At 40.1% G+C, this 16,777-nt stretch carries 17 protein-coding genes; 1 reads left to right on the top strand and 16 read right to left on the bottom strand.

The window, feature by feature from the left end; genetic code table 11:
• Positions 1-3: 3 nt before the first annotated feature.
• From modA to F9B85_RS00525, 4 genes are all read right to left on the bottom strand, one after another.
• Positions 4-813 (bottom strand): molybdate ABC transporter substrate-binding protein, encoded by an 810-nt coding sequence (gene modA, locus F9B85_RS00540; RefSeq protein ID WP_151617666.1) that lies wholly within the window; start codon positions 811-813, stop codon positions 4-6.
• Positions 814-1,052: 239 nt separating this feature from the next.
• Positions 1,053-1,553 (bottom strand): L-2-amino-thiazoline-4-carboxylic acid hydrolase, encoded by a 501-nt coding sequence (locus tag F9B85_RS00535; RefSeq protein ID WP_151617665.1) that lies wholly within the window; start codon positions 1,551-1,553, stop codon positions 1,053-1,055.
• 54 nt (positions 1,554-1,607) lie between these two features.
• The gene (locus F9B85_RS00530; protein ID WP_151617664.1) at positions 1,608-1,985 is read right to left on the bottom strand and encodes a fluoride efflux transporter FluC; all 378 of its coding nucleotides are present in this window, start codon (positions 1,983-1,985) and stop codon (positions 1,608-1,610) included.
• A gap of 65 nt (positions 1,986-2,050) precedes the next feature.
• Positions 2,051-2,455 carry a fluoride efflux transporter FluC gene (locus tag F9B85_RS00525; protein ID WP_151617663.1) on the bottom strand — a complete coding sequence of 135 codons (405 nt, stop codon included), beginning with the start codon at positions 2,453-2,455 and terminating at the stop codon, positions 2,051-2,053.
• Between the two features lie 243 nt (positions 2,456-2,698).
• On the opposite strand from F9B85_RS00525, the gene F9B85_RS00520 reads away from it, so the two are divergent.
• Positions 2,699-4,639, top strand: a complete 1,941-nt coding sequence (locus F9B85_RS00520; protein WP_151617662.1) for an ABC-F family ATP-binding cassette domain-containing protein — start codon at positions 2,699-2,701, stop codon at positions 4,637-4,639.
• Between the two features lie 34 nt (positions 4,640-4,673).
• Here F9B85_RS00520 and F9B85_RS00515 read toward each other — a convergent pair whose 3' ends face one another.
• The 12 genes from F9B85_RS00515 to mutL form a co-directional block, all read right to left on the bottom strand.
• On the bottom strand, positions 4,674-6,098 hold the full coding sequence (locus F9B85_RS00515) for a sensor histidine kinase (protein WP_151617661.1): 1,425 nt from the start codon (positions 6,096-6,098) through the stop codon (positions 4,674-4,676).
• On the bottom strand, positions 6,095-6,790 hold the full coding sequence (locus tag F9B85_RS00510; protein WP_151617660.1) for a response regulator transcription factor: 696 nt from the start codon (positions 6,788-6,790) through the stop codon (positions 6,095-6,097). Before F9B85_RS00510 ends, F9B85_RS00515 begins: the two co-directional genes overlap by 4 nt.
• 23 nt (positions 6,791-6,813) lie before the next feature.
• Complete coding sequence (locus tag F9B85_RS00505) at positions 6,814-7,593, bottom strand: ABC transporter permease (RefSeq protein WP_207707006.1); 780 nt, start codon at positions 7,591-7,593, stop codon at positions 6,814-6,816.
• Positions 7,594-7,633: 40 nt separating this feature from the next.
• Positions 7,634-8,347: an ABC transporter ATP-binding protein gene (locus tag F9B85_RS00500; RefSeq protein WP_151617659.1), complete on the bottom strand. Its 714-nt coding sequence runs from the start codon at positions 8,345-8,347 to the stop codon at positions 7,634-7,636.
• A 156-nt stretch (positions 8,348-8,503) separates the two neighbouring features.
• A complete protein-coding gene (locus F9B85_RS00495; protein WP_151617658.1) occupies positions 8,504-9,484 on the bottom strand; it encodes an ABC transporter permease in 981 nt (326 codons plus the stop codon).
• Entirely contained in the window at positions 9,477-10,406 is a 930-nt protein-coding gene (locus F9B85_RS00490) for an ABC transporter ATP-binding protein (protein WP_341474367.1), read from the bottom strand. Before F9B85_RS00490 ends, F9B85_RS00495 begins: the two co-directional genes overlap by 8 nt.
• Before the next feature lie 10 nt (positions 10,407-10,416).
• A complete protein-coding gene (locus tag F9B85_RS00485; protein ID WP_207707005.1) occupies positions 10,417-11,217 on the bottom strand; it encodes an SGNH/GDSL hydrolase family protein in 801 nt (266 codons plus the stop codon).
• A gap of 220 nt (positions 11,218-11,437) precedes the next feature.
• Positions 11,438-12,694 carry a hypothetical protein gene (locus tag F9B85_RS00480; RefSeq protein ID WP_151617657.1) on the bottom strand — a complete coding sequence of 419 codons (1,257 nt, stop codon included), beginning with the start codon at positions 12,692-12,694 and terminating at the stop codon, positions 11,438-11,440.
• A 146-nt stretch (positions 12,695-12,840) separates the two neighbouring features.
• On the bottom strand, positions 12,841-13,077 hold the full coding sequence (gene hfq / locus F9B85_RS00475; RefSeq protein ID WP_151617656.1) for an RNA chaperone Hfq: 237 nt from the start codon (positions 13,075-13,077) through the stop codon (positions 12,841-12,843).
• 33 nt (positions 13,078-13,110) lie between these two features.
• Positions 13,111-14,070, bottom strand: coding sequence for a tRNA (adenosine(37)-N6)-dimethylallyltransferase MiaA (gene miaA, locus F9B85_RS00470; protein WP_243138017.1), 960 nt, complete (start codon positions 14,068-14,070; stop codon positions 13,111-13,113).
• A gap of 7 nt (positions 14,071-14,077) precedes the next feature.
• On the bottom strand, positions 14,078-14,881 hold the full coding sequence (locus F9B85_RS00465; protein WP_151617654.1) for a class I SAM-dependent methyltransferase: 804 nt from the start codon (positions 14,879-14,881) through the stop codon (positions 14,078-14,080).
• Positions 14,878-16,773, bottom strand: coding sequence for a DNA mismatch repair endonuclease MutL (mutL, locus tag F9B85_RS00460; RefSeq protein ID WP_151617653.1), 1,896 nt, complete (start codon positions 16,771-16,773; stop codon positions 14,878-14,880). Before mutL ends, F9B85_RS00465 begins: the two co-directional genes overlap by 4 nt.
• Positions 16,774-16,777 lie beyond the last annotated feature (4 nt).

Here is a 16,777-nt window from a genome sequence, read left to right as displayed (position 1 = left end):
TTTTTATTCAGGAAGAACAAAGCCGTACTTTTTCATAATTACTTGACCCTTGTCGCTCATTACATAGTCCACGAATAAGCGAGCTGCTTCTTCTTGCTTTGTTGATTGCACTACTGTCATTGCTTGATTCAATGGTTTATGCCAATTATCATCAATTAAAAGAAAATTAACTTTTTCAGGATTATAGATAGAAAGAGCAATAATGGCGGCATCGACATTTCCTGTTTCTAGAAGAACTAATGTGTCTTGAATGTTTTTACCGTAGACAAGCTTACCTTTCAAAGCTTCCCAAAGGCCGCTATGTTCTAAAGCTTCTTTTGCCGCTGTACCATAAGGAGCATGGGAAGGATCTGCTATAGCAATTCTACCGATTTTGTCATTATTGATAAGTTCATCTAAGCTTTTTATTTCAAGCCCCTCTTTTTTCAACGTAGCTAAACCAATGCGCCCCTGAGCATATAATTTTTGTGTATCCTTAATTGTTAAGCCTTTTTCTCTTAAGCGATCTACAAAAGCTATATTTGCCGCGGCAAAAACATCGTAATTGGCTCCATTTTCAATTTGCATAGCGAAAGTGCCCGTAGAACCAAAAGAGATTTCTGTAGCTATGCCTGTATCAGCTTTGAATTGTACTGCCAATTCTTGAAAGGCTTTAGTTAAGTCTGCAGCGGCGGCAATATAAAGCTTTTCTTCTTTTTGTGAACTAGCCCAGCTTTCTTGGACAGGGTTCATAATTACCGTAGAGGCTGTACAACCTGTAATAACGATAGTTGCCAGGATTAGTAAAGCTAGGGATAAAGCATGCTTCTTCATAGAAACCACTCCTTTTTTTCTTTAAAAAACAAGACGGTCACACAAAAGTACCTTACCTTTGTGTAACCGTCTTTGGTCGGCAGTCTTCTCTGACTGCTTGATTTTTTAATCTTGCTTACAATTATAGTATCTTTCAGTTTTTTCTGCAATACTTTATCTTCCTTTTTGACTCTATCCTCATCATTAACATAATCGGAATCTAATCTACAGCATTATATTTTTATTGACATATCCTTTTTCTACTTATCTTTTTTCCGAAATACCATCTTGCAATAGCTATCACCTGCACCAATGCGCTTTTCTGGTGTGAACTCTATGTTAGGAAAGGCGGACATAAGACCATAGTCACCTTGCACAGCCCACAGACAAAATTTATCTGTCTCTTCAGTTGTAGCACCATGACGATCTTGCCAGGCTTTCACTAAAGGGCAGTGGTGAAACTCAATAACTAGATGGTCATCACTCATCTCCGCTACAGACATGGCAAAGACTTCTCTTGTCACAGGATTAGCAAATTGAACTAAGAATTCATTTAAGTCATCAGTAGAAGTCATCTTTTTGCCTTTATCAACACCATACTTGTAGATAGCGCTTTGAGCTATTGCTTCAGCATCGTAACCTCTACCTTCTGCTTCTTTCAGTAAGAGATAAAACCAAGTAGCCCGATCTTCAAAAGCTTGCCGAAGCGTTTCTAGTGAGAATGATGTAGCTTCTTCTTGCTTACTTTTTTGTTCAGTCATAGAGAGCACACTCCTTTTTTATGATCTGTTTCGACCATACTTTTACCCATGTGGTTATACAGCCCATGAAAAGATAACAGTAAAAAGTAAGATAGATCCTAGGAGAGAAAGACCTACATATTGAAGAAATAGCTTATATTCTTTCTTTTCTAGCAAAGAGAGCGCTTCTACAGAAAAAGTCGAATAAGTTGTAAAAGCGCCAAAAAAACCGACTACAACAGCAAGATATAGGCTATCATCATAAAGCGTTAAGGGATAGTCTTGGTAATAAAGAGCTAGAAAAAAAGCAAGGCCTGCCGAGCCAAGTAAATTAACTATAAGCATAGGCAAAGGAAGCTTTGCTTCTTCTTGAAATTGTAATAGATAAAGGCCTAAAGTATACCTAGAAGCGGCACCTATTGCGCCTCCTAAGCTTAATAATAGTAGCTTCATGGCTTAGTATCCTTTTTGATTAATTTTTCAATTTCACCATTAACCAAACCATTATGTTCATTGATTTACTCTCTTTCATTCAGTCCCTTAACTTTTAACCAATCTATTAAATACCGCCCTAGATAAAGGCCTAGAAAAGCACTGAACAATGCACCGATAAAAGTTGTGCCACCATAAAGCAAGGCTAGTAAAGCTTCATCTCGCGCAATTAACAAAAAAGTATCAGCAGAGAAAGTGGACATGGTTGTCAAACTACCGCAAAAGCCTACGCCAGCACTTAAGCGAAACCATTCATGGTGACTGTAAAAGATAAAAAGAGCCGCTAAAAAAGCCAGCAGAAAACTTCCTATGATATTTTCCAGCACTGTGCCAATGGGGTAACCTGTAGGAAGAGCCCATAGATTAATCCCATAGCGCAGTAAGGTGCCTAAAGCACCTCCTAGAGCAACCCATAAGATATTGGTCCACATAGAAAATGTCCACTTAAATTCGTTGGATTGGTTCGTCACCACTTAAGAACCCTTTCTGTTAGTAAAAGATTCAGCAAAAGAGTACCCCTTAGAATAGTCTCGGTTTATTCTTACAAGCTTAGATACATTTCGAGATGAAAAAGTTCATGTTATAATTGGAAAAAGTAAAACTAATGGAATGATGTTTATCTTGATCTAGTTAAAATAGATATCATGGCCTGCAAAAAAGGGATTGAGTAAAAAATGCACATACTATCGATGGAAGAGATTACTAAGACCTATGGTGAAAAAGTATTATTCGATAAAGTCTCTCTCGGTATTAATGAAGGCGAAAAAATAGGCATTATTGGCGTTAACGGGACAGGTAAGTCTACCTTTCTCAAAATCATGGCTCGCTTGGATCAAGCGGATCAAGGAAAGCTGATCATTGGTAACGGAGTATCTATAGAATATTTGCCTCAAGATCCTCACTTTGATGAGCAAGTTACGGTGCTAGAACAAGTTTTTAAAGGCCAAAGTCCCCTGATGAAGCTCTTAAGGAGCTATGAGCATACCTTAGAAAAATCAAATCAAGCTAGCACCTATGATGAAACGGTTGGTGCTGAACTATTAAAGCTTCAAGCCCAAATGGATGAACTCGGTGCTTGGCAATTAGAAAGTGACGCCAAAGCGATTCTGAGCAAACTTGGCATAACTCAGTACGATGTCCCCGTTATGACTTTATCAGGAGGACAAAGAAAACGGGTTGCTTTAGCTAGTGCCTTGATCAGTCCCGCTGATCTTCTCATTCTTGATGAACCTACTAACCATATTGATAACGAAACAGTAGTCTGGTTAGAACAATACTTGAACAAACGCAAAGGCGCTCTCGTCATGATCACCCACGATCGATATTTTCTCGATCGTGTTGTTAATCGTATCGTAGAAATACATCAAGGTAAGCTGTACACCTATACAGGTAACTATAGCACTTTTTTGGAACTTAAAGTACAGCGGGAAGAGCAAGAGCTAGCATCAGAGAAAAAGCGACAAAACATATATCGTCAAGAGCTCGCCTGGATTCGCCGTGGCGCTAAAGCAAGGACGACGAAGCAAAAAGCTCGTATTGATCGTTTTGAAGCTCTTCAAGATTCTAAGCGTGAAATTAGTAATGATAAAATAGATATCTCCGTAGGTTCTACCCGCTTAGGTAAGAAAGTTATCGAAATCAACGAACTTACCAAAGCTTATGGTGACCGTAAACTTATCGATAAGTTTAGCTATGTCATTAGCAGAAACGATCGCATCGGTATTATTGGACCTAACGGTACAGGCAAATCGACGTTGCTTAATATGCTAGCGGGAAAAATTCAACAAGACAGCGGAACTATTGACATCGGAGAGACAGTAAAGATCGGTTACTTTGCTCAGGAAAACAGTCATATGAGAGATTCTATGCGCGTCATTGAATATATCAAGGAAGAAGCAGAGTATTTACCGACAGCAGACGGAACTGTAATCAGCGCGAGTAAAATGTTAGAAAGGTTTTTATTTGCCCCAGGCCTTCAATGGACTCCCATAGCCAAGCTTTCTGGCGGAGAAAAAAGAAGACTCTATCTGCTACGGGTGCTCATGAGCGCTCCTAACGTCTTGCTTTTTGACGAACCCACTAACGATTTAGACATTCAGACGCTCACAATCTTGGAAGATTATCTCGATGATTTTCCTGGCGCTGTTATTGCTGTATCACATGATCGCTATTTTCTCGATCGCATGGCTGAAAAAATTCTTTCTTTTGAAGGCCCTAGCATGATCCGTTATTTTGTTGGCAACTATTCTGAGTACCAAGAGCGACGAAAAGAAGAAGAAAGAGTTGCAAGTAAAGAGCAAATTGAAAGCCATGATGTCCAAAAAGAGCAAAAAAAGCAAGAAAAAAGTGCTTCTCAACAAGCCTATCTCAAAAAAGAAAAACCTGTCAAGCTAACACTAAAAGAACAAATGGAATACGAGCAAATGGATGAGCTGATTGCTCAAAAAGAAGATGAAATCGCCAAAAATGCTGAAGCTATAAACGAAGCAGGCAGTAATTATGTGCTCTTACAGGAGCTAACAGCCAAGCAAGAAAGTTTAGAAAAAAAACTGGAAAAACTGATGGAACGTTGGCTCTATCTAACGGAAATTGCTGAGGCGTCAAAGAAGAGATGAATATAAAACCTATTCAAGGTTTTATTTGCAATTACTATTTCACTGGTATGGTGAAAGTAAAAGTTGCACCTTGGCCTAATTCGCTTTCAGCTTTGATAGTTCCACCGTGGGCTTCAACGATTTCTTTCGCGATGGCTAAGCCTAAGCCAGTACCGCCTTTTTGACGAGAGCGAGATTTTTCGCCGCTGTAGAAGCGATCGAATAGATAAGGTAGCTCTGATCTTGTAATGCCTTCGCCATTATCTGCAAGGGATAGGAAGATAAATCGTTCCTTATATTCAGCTCTTAAAGTAACAAATCCTTTTCTTGGTCCGCTATGACGAATAGCATTTTGAAATAGATTAGTTAATACTTGCTCAATGCGACCGGGATCTACTTCAATCATCGGTAAATGCTCAGGAATCTCAGCAAGAAAAGAAATGCCCGCTAATTCAGCATCATGGGCATACTTTTCTGCTAGTTCTTTGAGCATCTCTGAGGCAGGAACTTCTACTTTTTCCATTCTCAAGATTCCTTGCTCTAATCGGGAGAGTTCAAAGAGATCTTGAATGAGCCTTTCTAAGGTAAGAGCCTTTTCATAAATTACTTGTAAATAGCGATCTCGCTTCTCTTGATCAGAGGCTAATCCATCTAAAAGACCTTCTACATATCCGCGAATAGAAGCTAAAGGCGTGCGCAGATCGTGGGAAACGTTCGCAACGAGGTCACGCCTCGATTGCTCTAGTTCCTGTTCTCTTTTTCTCGATTGAGCTAGTTTTCTCGTCATTTCATTAAAAGCTAAGGCCACGCGACCTAGCTCATCTTTGCTTTGAATATTAACGGGACTTTCATAATCGCCATGGGCAATTTTTTCCGTAGCAGAAACCATTTCTTGCAGAGGCCTGATCAGCCATCGTGACAAGAAGGTAGCAAGTAAGAGAAAAAGCGCTAAGGCCGTAATAATAGCTATGAAAGCAGTGCTTACAAGATTGCGAAAAAGTGGATCAAGAATCAGAGTAGCAGGATAAGAGATGATCAATAGCCCCTGCTCTTCTCCCTCTATGTTCAAAGGTACAACATGATAATTCATTTGTTCTTCTAAAGAAAAGTTTTCTTGTTCTGAGATAAACATTTGCGCTATCTCATAGGCCCTTACGGTCACTCCTTGTCGTAAACCTCTACTGTCATAGAGAACTACACCTTCGCTATCGAGAACTTCAACGCCACTACCAGCAGGCATTTCCAGGGCTTCAAGCTTAGTAAGTGCACCTAAGAGAGAACCTTCCTGATGATACTCTTTGATCACTTCTTCAGCTATCTTTTCCGCATATAGAGGCGATCTGATATCATCCGGTGAAGCCATTTTTTCTTGGTTCATTAAGAAGATAAATGATCCGAAGAGAGCTGACAGTGGGACTGTTACAGCCAAGATAAAAGCTATAAAAAGTTTTAGGCGAATGCCAGGTTTCCAAGAGGTCATGAACTATCACCTGCGAACTTATAACCTACACCCCAGACTGTTTTGATATAACGAGGTTGGGCAGGATTGCTCTCTATTTTCTCCCGCAGTCTTCTGACATAGACAGACAAAGCGTTGGGGTCTCCATAGTAGTCACCGCTCCAAAGTCGATCCATTAACTGCTCCTTAGTAAAAACTTGTCGGGGATGCGTAGCTAGCAAGCGAAGCAATTCAAATTCTTTGGCTTGTAAAGAAATCTCCTGACCTTCTCGTACTACTCGATATTCCTTCAGATATATTTCTAACCCTGTAAAGCGCAGTATGTCCTGTTCTTGCTGAGCACCTGAAAGCACTGTTGCCCGACGCAACAGTGCTTTTACTCGTGCTACTACTTCACGAGGACTGAAAGGCTTAACGAGATAATCGTCAGCACCTAAGCCTAGAGCTAAGATTTTATCACTTTCTTCTTGCCTAGCGCTGATAATGAGAATAGGTATATTGCTGTCTTTACGTAGAATGCGACAAACTTCAAAACCATCAAGTTGAGGCATCATAATATCTAAGATAGCCAAGTCTGGTTTTTCTACCTGCCCTTTATTAAGTGCTTCTTCACCATTATAAGCTGTAACAATGCTATAGCCTTCTACGCTTAAGTAATCACTGAGCAGTTCTACAATTTCTTCTTCATCATCAACGATTAAAATCTTTTTCATGCTCTAGGCCTCCTTTTTGGTATCTAGATATCCCTTTTGACAAAGCCATACCAGGCTAGTGCTTGAAAGAGGATGAAGTAAAGTAACAACAGGGCAAGGGCAAAAGATAAGTTCATGCCTTCAACAGGTGCCATTCCTTCGGCGATTAGTCGCAAATTCGTATTAGCAAAGAGAAAGTATTTAGACCATGGGAAAGATTGTAGAAGCATCATCAAGCCTGGGCCAGAGAATAGAAGGATAAAAGACAAGCCAATAGCTAAGGAATTGCTTCGAAAAAGTGCTGAAAGCATAAAAGCTAGGGTCGCCATCATCACTGTTTCTAGAGTACTGTACAGATAGGTTGCTATGACTTTATTAAGATTTTCTTGTACTGCTGTAGCTTCGGCAAGGTTGTTCACAGAAGGTGCTTCAAAAAAGATTAGGGCTGTTAGCAAGGAGGCCTTAAAAAGAAGAAAGACTAGTAAAAGTACAAAAAGCAGAAGCGATATATATTTTGTCACTAAGATTTTGCTACGACTTATAGGACGAATTAACAAAAGCTTAATCGTGCCGCTTGCAAATTCTCCAGCAATACTGTTGCCGGCGATTACGATAGCAGGTAAAGCTACCATGGCACTGATTTGAGCTGAAGAATGAAGGAAAGACCAGAAGTCTTCGGTGACATTTGTTGCTAGCGGTAACAAAAAAGCTGTAACAGGAATCATAAGTAACAATAGGCCGATCATCACCCAAGTGCTCAAGCGGCTATAGATCTTCATATTCTCATTTTGTACCAAAGAGAGGGTCTGACGCAAGGAAAACATAATCATCATCCTTTCTCAATGTGCTCCGGTACTTTATCCTCTACCTATCGGTCACTTCAAGAAAGTGTTCTTCTAAGGTACTGTTCTTAACAATGTCCTGCATTTTTTGAATCTGAAGAATTTTCCCTTTTTGGATAATTGCGATGCCGTCACAGAGCAGTTCCATTTCCGACAAGAGATGACTGGAAACTAGAACGGTAACTCCTTCATCATGAGCTATTTTTTTGAGATATTGTCGCAACTCTCCTATTCCCGCTGGGTCAAGACCGTTGGTAGGTTCATCAAGAACAACAAGTGAAGGAGAATGAAGCAAAGCTTGAGCAAGGCCGAGCCTTTGACGCATACCTAAGGAGTAGGTTTTCACTTTATCATTGATGGCTTCCGCAAGACCTACTAGAGCAATAATTTCAGTAAGTCGCTCCTTATTAACTTTTCCAGACATACGAGCAAAGTGAATTAAATTCTGATATCCCGTCAGGTAGCTATATAAATCTGGGTTTTCGATAATCGCTCCTACATGCTGAATAGCTTTTTCGAAATCTTTTTGAATACTATAACCACAGAGGCGAATATCTCCCTTGGTTGGTTTCATTAATCCTGTAAGCATACGTAAAGCTGTAGTTTTCCCTGCACCGTTAGGTCCTAGTAACCCAAAAACTTCACCAGGCGCAATGGAAAATGATATTTCATCGATTATTGTTTTTTTACCGATCTTTTTTGTAACTTTATCAAATTGAACAGTTGCTCTTTCCATGGGCCTTCCCTCCTCATTCCCTGAAGTTTTTTCATTTGTTTATATCATAGCCATCAATTCTTACATCCTTTATGTACAAATCTTAATTTTTTCCTACAATAAAAAAAGAGGTACCTGCTCTTGTTGAGCAGATACCTCTTTTTTTGGTTGAGAAACTTAATAAACATCTTGCCGTGTAAAGACAAAAAAGGATAGGAAAAGAGCAACAGCGGCCCAAATCGTTAATATAGTCACAGAAAAACCGAGAGTCATACCTTCGATAGGCGGCGATTGTCCTGTTAAGTAACTCGTAATATTTAAGTTAACCATGAAGAGATACTTAGCCGCTTCCCAGGAAGAAACCATATTGCTTAAGATGGTGCCCGATATTAGTGCGGCTAACATGATGCCCATACCAGCGGCAGTGCTTCTTACAAGAACTGATAAGAGAAAAGATAGAGTGCCTACGACAATAGATACAAACCAAGCTAGGCCAAAAGCCATTAATAAGTATTGCCATTGTGGAATGATAAATGTTGAGGCCGTATCAAGCTCGCCACCTTGTACGACAAAGCCTGAAATGACCGGAGCCATCCATCCTTTATAGCCAAAAACAAGGCCTGATATCAGGTAACCTAATAAGCCGAAGATAAAAATAATGAAAGATACAGCTAAGATTAAGGTGATGTATTTACTTAAGAGGATGCGCCATCGCTTTACTGGTCTGGTAAGCAACAGCTTAATAGTGCCTAAGCTTTTTTCTGATGAAACAAGATCGGCCGCTATGACCATAACCATTAGCGGTAGTAATAGTTGAACGGAGTTTTCTATAAAACCACGTAAAAAAGTAGGTGCACCAGGCTCAGCGGGATTAATATCGTTATCTAAGTAGTATTGTTGTTGGGCAATGCGAATCTGTAGTGTTTGTCTCCATTCATCAGAAATTCTAGTACTTCCCAGACGGTTTTGAGTGTCAATAATCTGTTGCTGTAAAGTTGTACGCCAATCTTCTGTTCCTAGTCTTTCTCTCGTTCTTTCTATTTCTTTTGCCTGAGCATAAGTAAAGACAGCCATGAGCATGGCCATAATTAGCGTTACCACAAGCAAGCGCCGTTTGCCTAGAAGTTTCGTGATTTCATTAAATACTAGATTAATCAATCGTTTCGCCTCCTGTAATGTGGAGGAACAAGTCTTCCAATGTAGGCACTTGACGGTTCATTTCTTGCACCATTACTCCAGCTTCAACAAGTTGCTGAATCCATAGCCCAGTCTGGTGACCGTCTACATAAGCTGTGATTACTTGACCTTCTTCTGTTACTGTAACTTCTGTATGCTTCTCTAAAATAGCAGTCCCTTTCTCTAGGGGACTTAACTTCCAAAGTAATCGTTCCTGTTGTCCTAATAGTTCTCTAACTTCCCCAACTTGAAGCACTTGACCTTTAGAGATAATGGCAACTCGATCGCACATAAGTTGAATCTCACTTAGCAAGTGACTCGATACGAAAACACTTAAGCCTTCTTGTTCAGCTAGAAAACGAATAAACTGCCTCATTTCTCGTATTCCTGAAGGATCTAGTCCATTAGTCGGTTCGTCTAAGATAAGTACTTTGGGCCTTCCCAGCAAGGCTTGAGCAATGCCGAGTCGCTGTCTCATACCCAGTGAATATGTTTGCACTTTATCGTTAATCCGTTGTTGTAACCCCACTAGCTCTACTACTTCATTCATTCTCTCTATGCCTATCTTCGGTAGCATGTTAGCAAAGAGCTGTAAATTCTCCCACCCAGATAGATAAGGGTATAATTCTGGATTTTCTACGATACAACCTAAGTTCTCCATGGCTTCTGTAAAATTCTTTTTTAGATCATAACCACAGATTTCAATCGTACCAGCTGTAGGTTGAATTAGCCCTACAAGCATACGAATTGTTGTGGTCTTACCTGCTCCATTAGGTCCCAAAAAACCAAAGACTTCACCACGATGTAGCTCGAAATCTATGCCATGAATAATCTCTTTTTTCCCAATTGTTTTACGTAACCCTTGGACTGATAACGTTATCTCTTTGTTCATATTGTTGTTCACGAACTATTTTTCACCTCGCATTAGTAAGGAGTGAAGTTAAACGATCTGCCATGATTCGATAACCTTCTGAGTTAGGATGAAACTGATCAGAGTAAAGATATTGGTTCACATTTAATTGAAAAAGATCGAAAGTAGGAACAAAAACTGTATGATCATAGAGTGCTAGTGCTTCTGCACTTTCATAGTTCCACTCTCTAATTACTTTTGATGTTGTTTCACTATCGCCTAAATTGATAAAGGGATTATATAAACCTAAGTAGAAAATAGTAGCTTCGTTATTATGCTTACGAATCTCCGAGAGAATAAAGTTTAGATTCTGAATGTAAGCTTCTCGATAGCCATCAATGGCATTCATGTCAAAATTAAGCAGTGTTTCGCCTCTGCGAAAAAGGTCATTCCCACCAATTGTAAGGACAATCAGGTCAGCCCCTTGAATCGTTCTTTGCACATCAGCTTGTTGAATTTGTTGTGCGAGTTGGTCGGACCGTTGTCCATTAATAGCTAAGTTATGTATGGATACATTTTGATCAGAGCCTTGGCGAAGATCATCAATCAGGTGTCCTACATAACCTTTGCCTGTGCTATCACCAGTACCACGAGTTAAAGAATCGCCTAATGCAAGGACAGCCAGTGTATCTTTTTGTATTGCTGACTTTTCTTCCTTAGAATGCTCATCTATTGCTATAGGTGTCATAACGGGCATAGTTGAGCCAATATAGCCTTGCATTGTTAAGAGTAAACCAATGAACCAAAATATAGAGAGCACTGCAGCAAATAGTGCAAAGGCTTGCACTTGTCGAACTTTTACCATTTGTAACCTACCTTTCAATAGGAATGATTCTTATTGCTTGTTTATATTATCATTACCCTTCGATCACTTCAACCTATTGTACAGTAAGGAAAGGCTTAAAAGGTTAAGAAAGTATTTAGAAGTAGCTGACCTTTTAAGTTAGTCAAGGTTCAGAAGTTTTTTGGAGAAAGAAAAAAACCAGCTCTTCCCATGAGAAGCTGGTTTTTTTAGATTCAATCTTCTACAGCTTTGGTGATTGATTCTGCGTAAAAATATGAACTTGACCGTAACGATCACCAACAAGCAGTTGACCTTTTTCTGTTAAGGCTAAAGATACACAAGCAGAATCAAAAGGCATAGCGTATATTTCTTCGCCTTTATCTTGCCAGATGATAATCTCTTGGTCTGTGCCTATGAAAATATAGCCTTCTTTGTCTACCGCAACAGCGTTAATCGGTCCTCGTTCTTTCGGTAGATGCCCTATTTCATACTCTATTGTGCCTTCACTATTTACACTATAAAGCAGGCCTTCTTCTGTTACAATGAGCAGATCTTTTTGAGCTAGCGGTTCAATAATCTTAGGTTGATGAGATGGGCCATAGCCTTTTATCTCTTTAATAACTTCTCCGTGTCTGTCTACAATCTCAATATTTTCTGTAGAACTTAAACGGATTAATTCATTATTTGCTGTAACACCTAAAATAGGAGCAATGCTCTCTTCAGGAAGTGGGTGTTCTTCATAAGGACGTTGGGGGTTACTCCACCAGACAACAGATTCAATTCCTGTCGTAAAAGCGGCGACGCGCCCGTTATCTGAGCGAGCTAAGCCTGTCCATTTTCTTATAACTCTTTTGCCTCCACTAACGCCCCACTCCTCTGGGCCTTTAGACCACAACAGTTCTCCTCTCACATCTAGACCATAAAGGGTACCTGATTCTTCAACTACTGCTAAGAAATCACCGCTAAGCAAAGGAACAATTTGCACTGAATGAGTAGCATTAGCTTGATTAGTTCCATTATCGCTATCTATGGTGATAATGGACCACAATTGCTCCTTTTGTAGCCCTCTTTGCCACTTAGTCTCTTGCACTTGATCAGAAGTTACAGCCAAAGTCTGATCAGCTAATAGTTCTTCACTTCTATCAAGAGCATCAGTTTGATTATTTGTTGAATCATCATCCTTTTCAAACCAGGACATTACTGCTTCTAAAGGCTCTTTTCCGTCTCCTAGAGGTATAAGGCCAAAGTATGTAGATGATGCTAAAGCTCCTGTTAATAAGACTAAGGGTAGAAGAATCATTACTGACCATCTTCTAAATTTTCCATTCTTCTTCTTTTGATACCTGTATGGCGGTAATGTTGGCTCTACGGGATAAGGATTAAAGCCTGATACGGAAACTATTCTACTTTGATTAGGTCTATACTCTCGCTCTGTAGCACCGTCGTAAATATCATCTTTCTCTATATCAGAAGAAAGATCGGATTGTTCCCTATCCATGAATATACCACTCCTCAAATGGGATATTATGGTTATTGAATTCTCTATTAAACAGTAATATCCTGCTAAAAATGAAAAAAAACGAAAAAACTTTGAAGTAAAAAAGACACCTCTGCGCGAGGTGTCTTTCTTCTACAATTTTATTCTTAGGCTTTATTACCTTCTAGTGTTAAGGAAACAGTACGAGAAGGCATAATTGTTGATATGGCATGTTTATAGACCATCTGTTGCTTTCCTTCCACATCTAGGAAAACGGTAAAACTATCAAATCCTTTTACCATCCCTTTGATTTGAAAGCCGTTCACTAAAAAAATGGTAACAAGGAGATTTTCCTTACGAACTTGATTCAGGAAAGCATCCTGAAGGTTAAGCTGTTTGGTCATGTGAGCGCCCCTCCAAAAAAATTCATCTTCTCTCTATAAACCTGTTAGAGCCCTTCTGATAGTTCTCTCACTCTCTTCAATCAACCTGCCTTCGCCAAGTTGGTCCACTGCAAACCATTCTATAGAAGATTCGCGACGAAACCACGTTAGCTGTCTTTTGGCATAACGGCGTGTATCTCGTTGCAAAAGATAGAGAGCCTGGGAAAGGTCGTAATCGCCATTTAGATAGGGCGTAATCTGTCTGTATCCCAAGCCTTGCATTGAAGGAAGGTCAGATTGATATCCCTTTGCTAGCAATCCTTTCACCTCATCCACTAAACCCGATTCTATCATGTTTTGGGCACGAAGGTCAATGCGACGGTACAAAAGGGAGCGTTCCATTGTTAATCCAAGTGCTACAAAGTTGTATTTAGGCTTTTTAATTGATGCTGCATAATGAAATTCACTCTGCTTTTTCCCTGTAAGATAAAAAACTTCTAAGGCACGTATAATTCGCTTACGATCGTTTATATGAATGCGAAGTGCTGACTCGGCATCAACTTGTGCTAGTTTTTTGTGGATCTCTTCTAATCCTATTTCATCAGCTTCTTTTTCTAAGCGAGCTCTAAGCTCAATATCTTTTGCCTCTTCTGCAAATTCATAATGAGCAATAACAGAACGGACATAAAGACCGGTGCCTCCCACTAAGATAGGAAAATTCCCTCGCGCTACAATAGCGGGGATTAGCTCTGTACATTGCTTTTGAAAATCAGCTACACTGTAAGGTTCATCAGGATTGATAATGTCTATTAAGTGATGAGGAATACCTCGGCGCTCTTCCAAAGAAACTTTGGCTGTTCCTATGTCCATAGCTCGATAAACTTGCATAGAGTCACCAGAGATTATTTCTCCACCGATACGTTCTGCCAGTTCTATAGCTAATCCTGACTTTCCTACTGCCGTAGGTCCAATAATTAAGACAAGAGGGTGCAAGTCTGCTTCCCTATCCCCCACGAGATGATCACTCCCTTTCCCAGTAACCATAAGCCACCTTCATGTTCTGACTGCTTGTTAAATGCGGTGGTTGTAGTCGCTCCCACTCTTTACTAGCACGACGCTCTTTGACTACTACCCGACGTCTGGCAATAGTTCTTGCTTTTTCTATGCTTTCCAGCGCTAGGGGGCGTTGATCAGCCAGTTGACGAAGGTTGTTAATACCAGAAGAAGCAGTGACTTCTTGACGAAACATAGGGTCAAAGTAGAGAACATCATAAGATTTTTCTGAAATTGTCTCTAATATTTCTCTATGATCGCCTTGTTGGATCTGGATTCGAGTCATGGCCCTAGTAATAGGTTCACTTATATCATGATATGGTTGAGCTAGTCCTTCAGCAACGATAAAAGCTACCAAAGCGTTATGTTCAATACCTACTACCTTGCCCTTTTCCCCCACTAGATAAGAAGCAACAATAGCGTCTGAGGCTAATCCAACAGTGCAATCTAAAAAGCTGTCGCCATGCCGTAAATTTAGCGCTTCTGCTAGATGATCTTTATCTCCTCTTTGCAAAGCTAATATGCGTAAGATGGCCATATTAGGATGAAAAAAGAAGTCTCCTACGACACTTTTTAAGACCCATCGCTTTTGTTCGAGTACCAAAATTTTGTTACATTCGTAAGCTTGACAAAGGGATTGTATAGATCTTTTTTTTCGCTCTACAAAAGGCAACCCCAGAAACTTTGCTTTTTCAACCGCTTTTTCTTGTAGCACTATGTCGTCTTGGGAAGTTGTCACAATTACCGATTCTATTTCTTGCTTTGTCATCATGTGCGATGGAATTTCCCTTCTAGTTCCTTAAGGCCGATGCGGATTAGATAGGGGCGACCATGAGGGCAGGTGTCTGTACCTTCTAAAAGCGCTAAATCTTGTAGTAAGGCAGTCATTTCACTATAGTTGAGCCGCTGACCTGCTTTAATAGCTCCTTGACATGCTAAGCTTTCTAAGGCCGCCTCTTGCACCAGTGCTCGATCTCTCCTGTTGCCTTTCATGATTTTTTCGATAAAAGTGCGTAGATATTCTTCTTCTTCTCCTATTGGTAAGTTCACAGGCACTGCTCGCACTAAAAAAGTCTGTCCACCAAAATGTTCTAGTACAAAGCCCATGTCTCTTAGAATTTGAACTTCTTCAATTAAAGTTTGAAATTCTAGTGCTGTAAAGGTAATAGAACGGGCTATGAGGAGTTGTTGGCTAGCTTCTTCTTCTGACAAATTAACAACTTTTTGTTTTAGTTGTTGGTAAAGTACTCGCTCATGAGCCGCATGTTGATCAATCAGATAGAGACCATCATCACCTTCTGCAATAATGTAACGACAGCGAAATTGACCTATAGGAATCCACTGCGCTATTTGCCCAGCTAGTAACTTCTCTTGTACCTCCTTTTCCCCTTCTAGATTAGTAAGTGTTGACCTGCTTTCTTGCCAAGATGTTTTCTGCTCTTGCAAGGACTCTTTTTCTGAAGCAAGATCTGCTTCAAAAACTATGGGCTTAGAGAAGCTTGCATTAATGTCTTGCTTAAAGCTTTGATTATTAGAGCTTTGGTCAATGTCTTTATGAAAGTCTATGGCTTTTTCATACAATTCTTTCTTCAGATTATTAGCTTTTGTTGAGCTATTCTCGTTTAATGGTTCTTTTTTTTCTTGAGGCCCATCCCAGAGAGGTCTTGTTAGAGAACGCTGATTTAAGGTCGAGGCCACAGCTTTGTAGACAAAGTGGCTTACTTCTTTTTCTCGATTAAATTTTATTTCCTGCTTAGTGGGATGGGCATTAACATCGAGGTTGGCTGAAGGGATAGTTAAGTATAGTACAAAAAATGGAAAGCGATGTAAGGGGAGTGTTCCTTGAAAAGCTTCTTCTACAGCTACAGAAAGAGCACGACAGCGAACCCACCGGCCATTGACAAACCAGTTTTGTTGATTTCTATTTGAACGGTTTAAAGCTGGTTGACCTATATAACCACGAAGTTGCCAACCTGTTTCGGTCATAGTACTGTTCACTTCTAATAGATAAGGTAAGCATTCTTTGCCATAAAGAGACGAGATAACTTCTATCGTCCTATTATTCCCTGCAGTGCGAAATGTAACCTGTCTGCCTTGTCGTAGTGATAGAGCAACAGCAGGATGAGAAAGAGCAAGTCGATGTACTACTTCTGCGCACAGAGAAGCTTCAGCTGAAGTAGACTTTAAGAATTTTTTTCTAGCTGGTGTATTATAAAAAAGGTCTTCTACATCTACTGTTGTACCAGGTGGAGCTCCTACTATTTCTACCGGATGAATCTTACCGCCTTCGATGCGAAGGCGTCTACCTTGCTCATCCCCTTGTCTGGTTGTTATCTCAACCTTAGCTACAGAAGCTATAGATGGAAGTGCTTCTCCGCGAAAACCTAGTGTATGTACAGTCAATAAGTCACTAGCTTTTGAGATCTTACTGGTGGCGTATCTTTGCACACTTAGCGTTAGGTCTTCTTCATCCATACCCGAGCCATTATCGACTATACGTATTTTCTCTTTTCCACCTTCAATAAGATGGATATCTATGCGAGTCGCTCCCGCATCAAAGGCGTTTTCCATTAATTCTTTGACGACTGATGCTGGTCTCTCTACTACTTCACCTGCCGCAATTTGGTTAACCGTATGGGAATCTAGAACTTTGATTAAGGCCATTGGC

This window comes from Heliorestis acidaminivorans, from assembly GCF_008933955.1.
Taxonomy (GTDB): Bacteria; Bacillota; Desulfitobacteriia; order Heliobacteriales; family Heliobacteriaceae; genus Heliorestis; species Heliorestis acidaminivorans.
The sequence above is the reverse complement of the archived record's forward strand: the minus strand, read 5'-3'. Positions and strand labels throughout refer to the sequence as shown.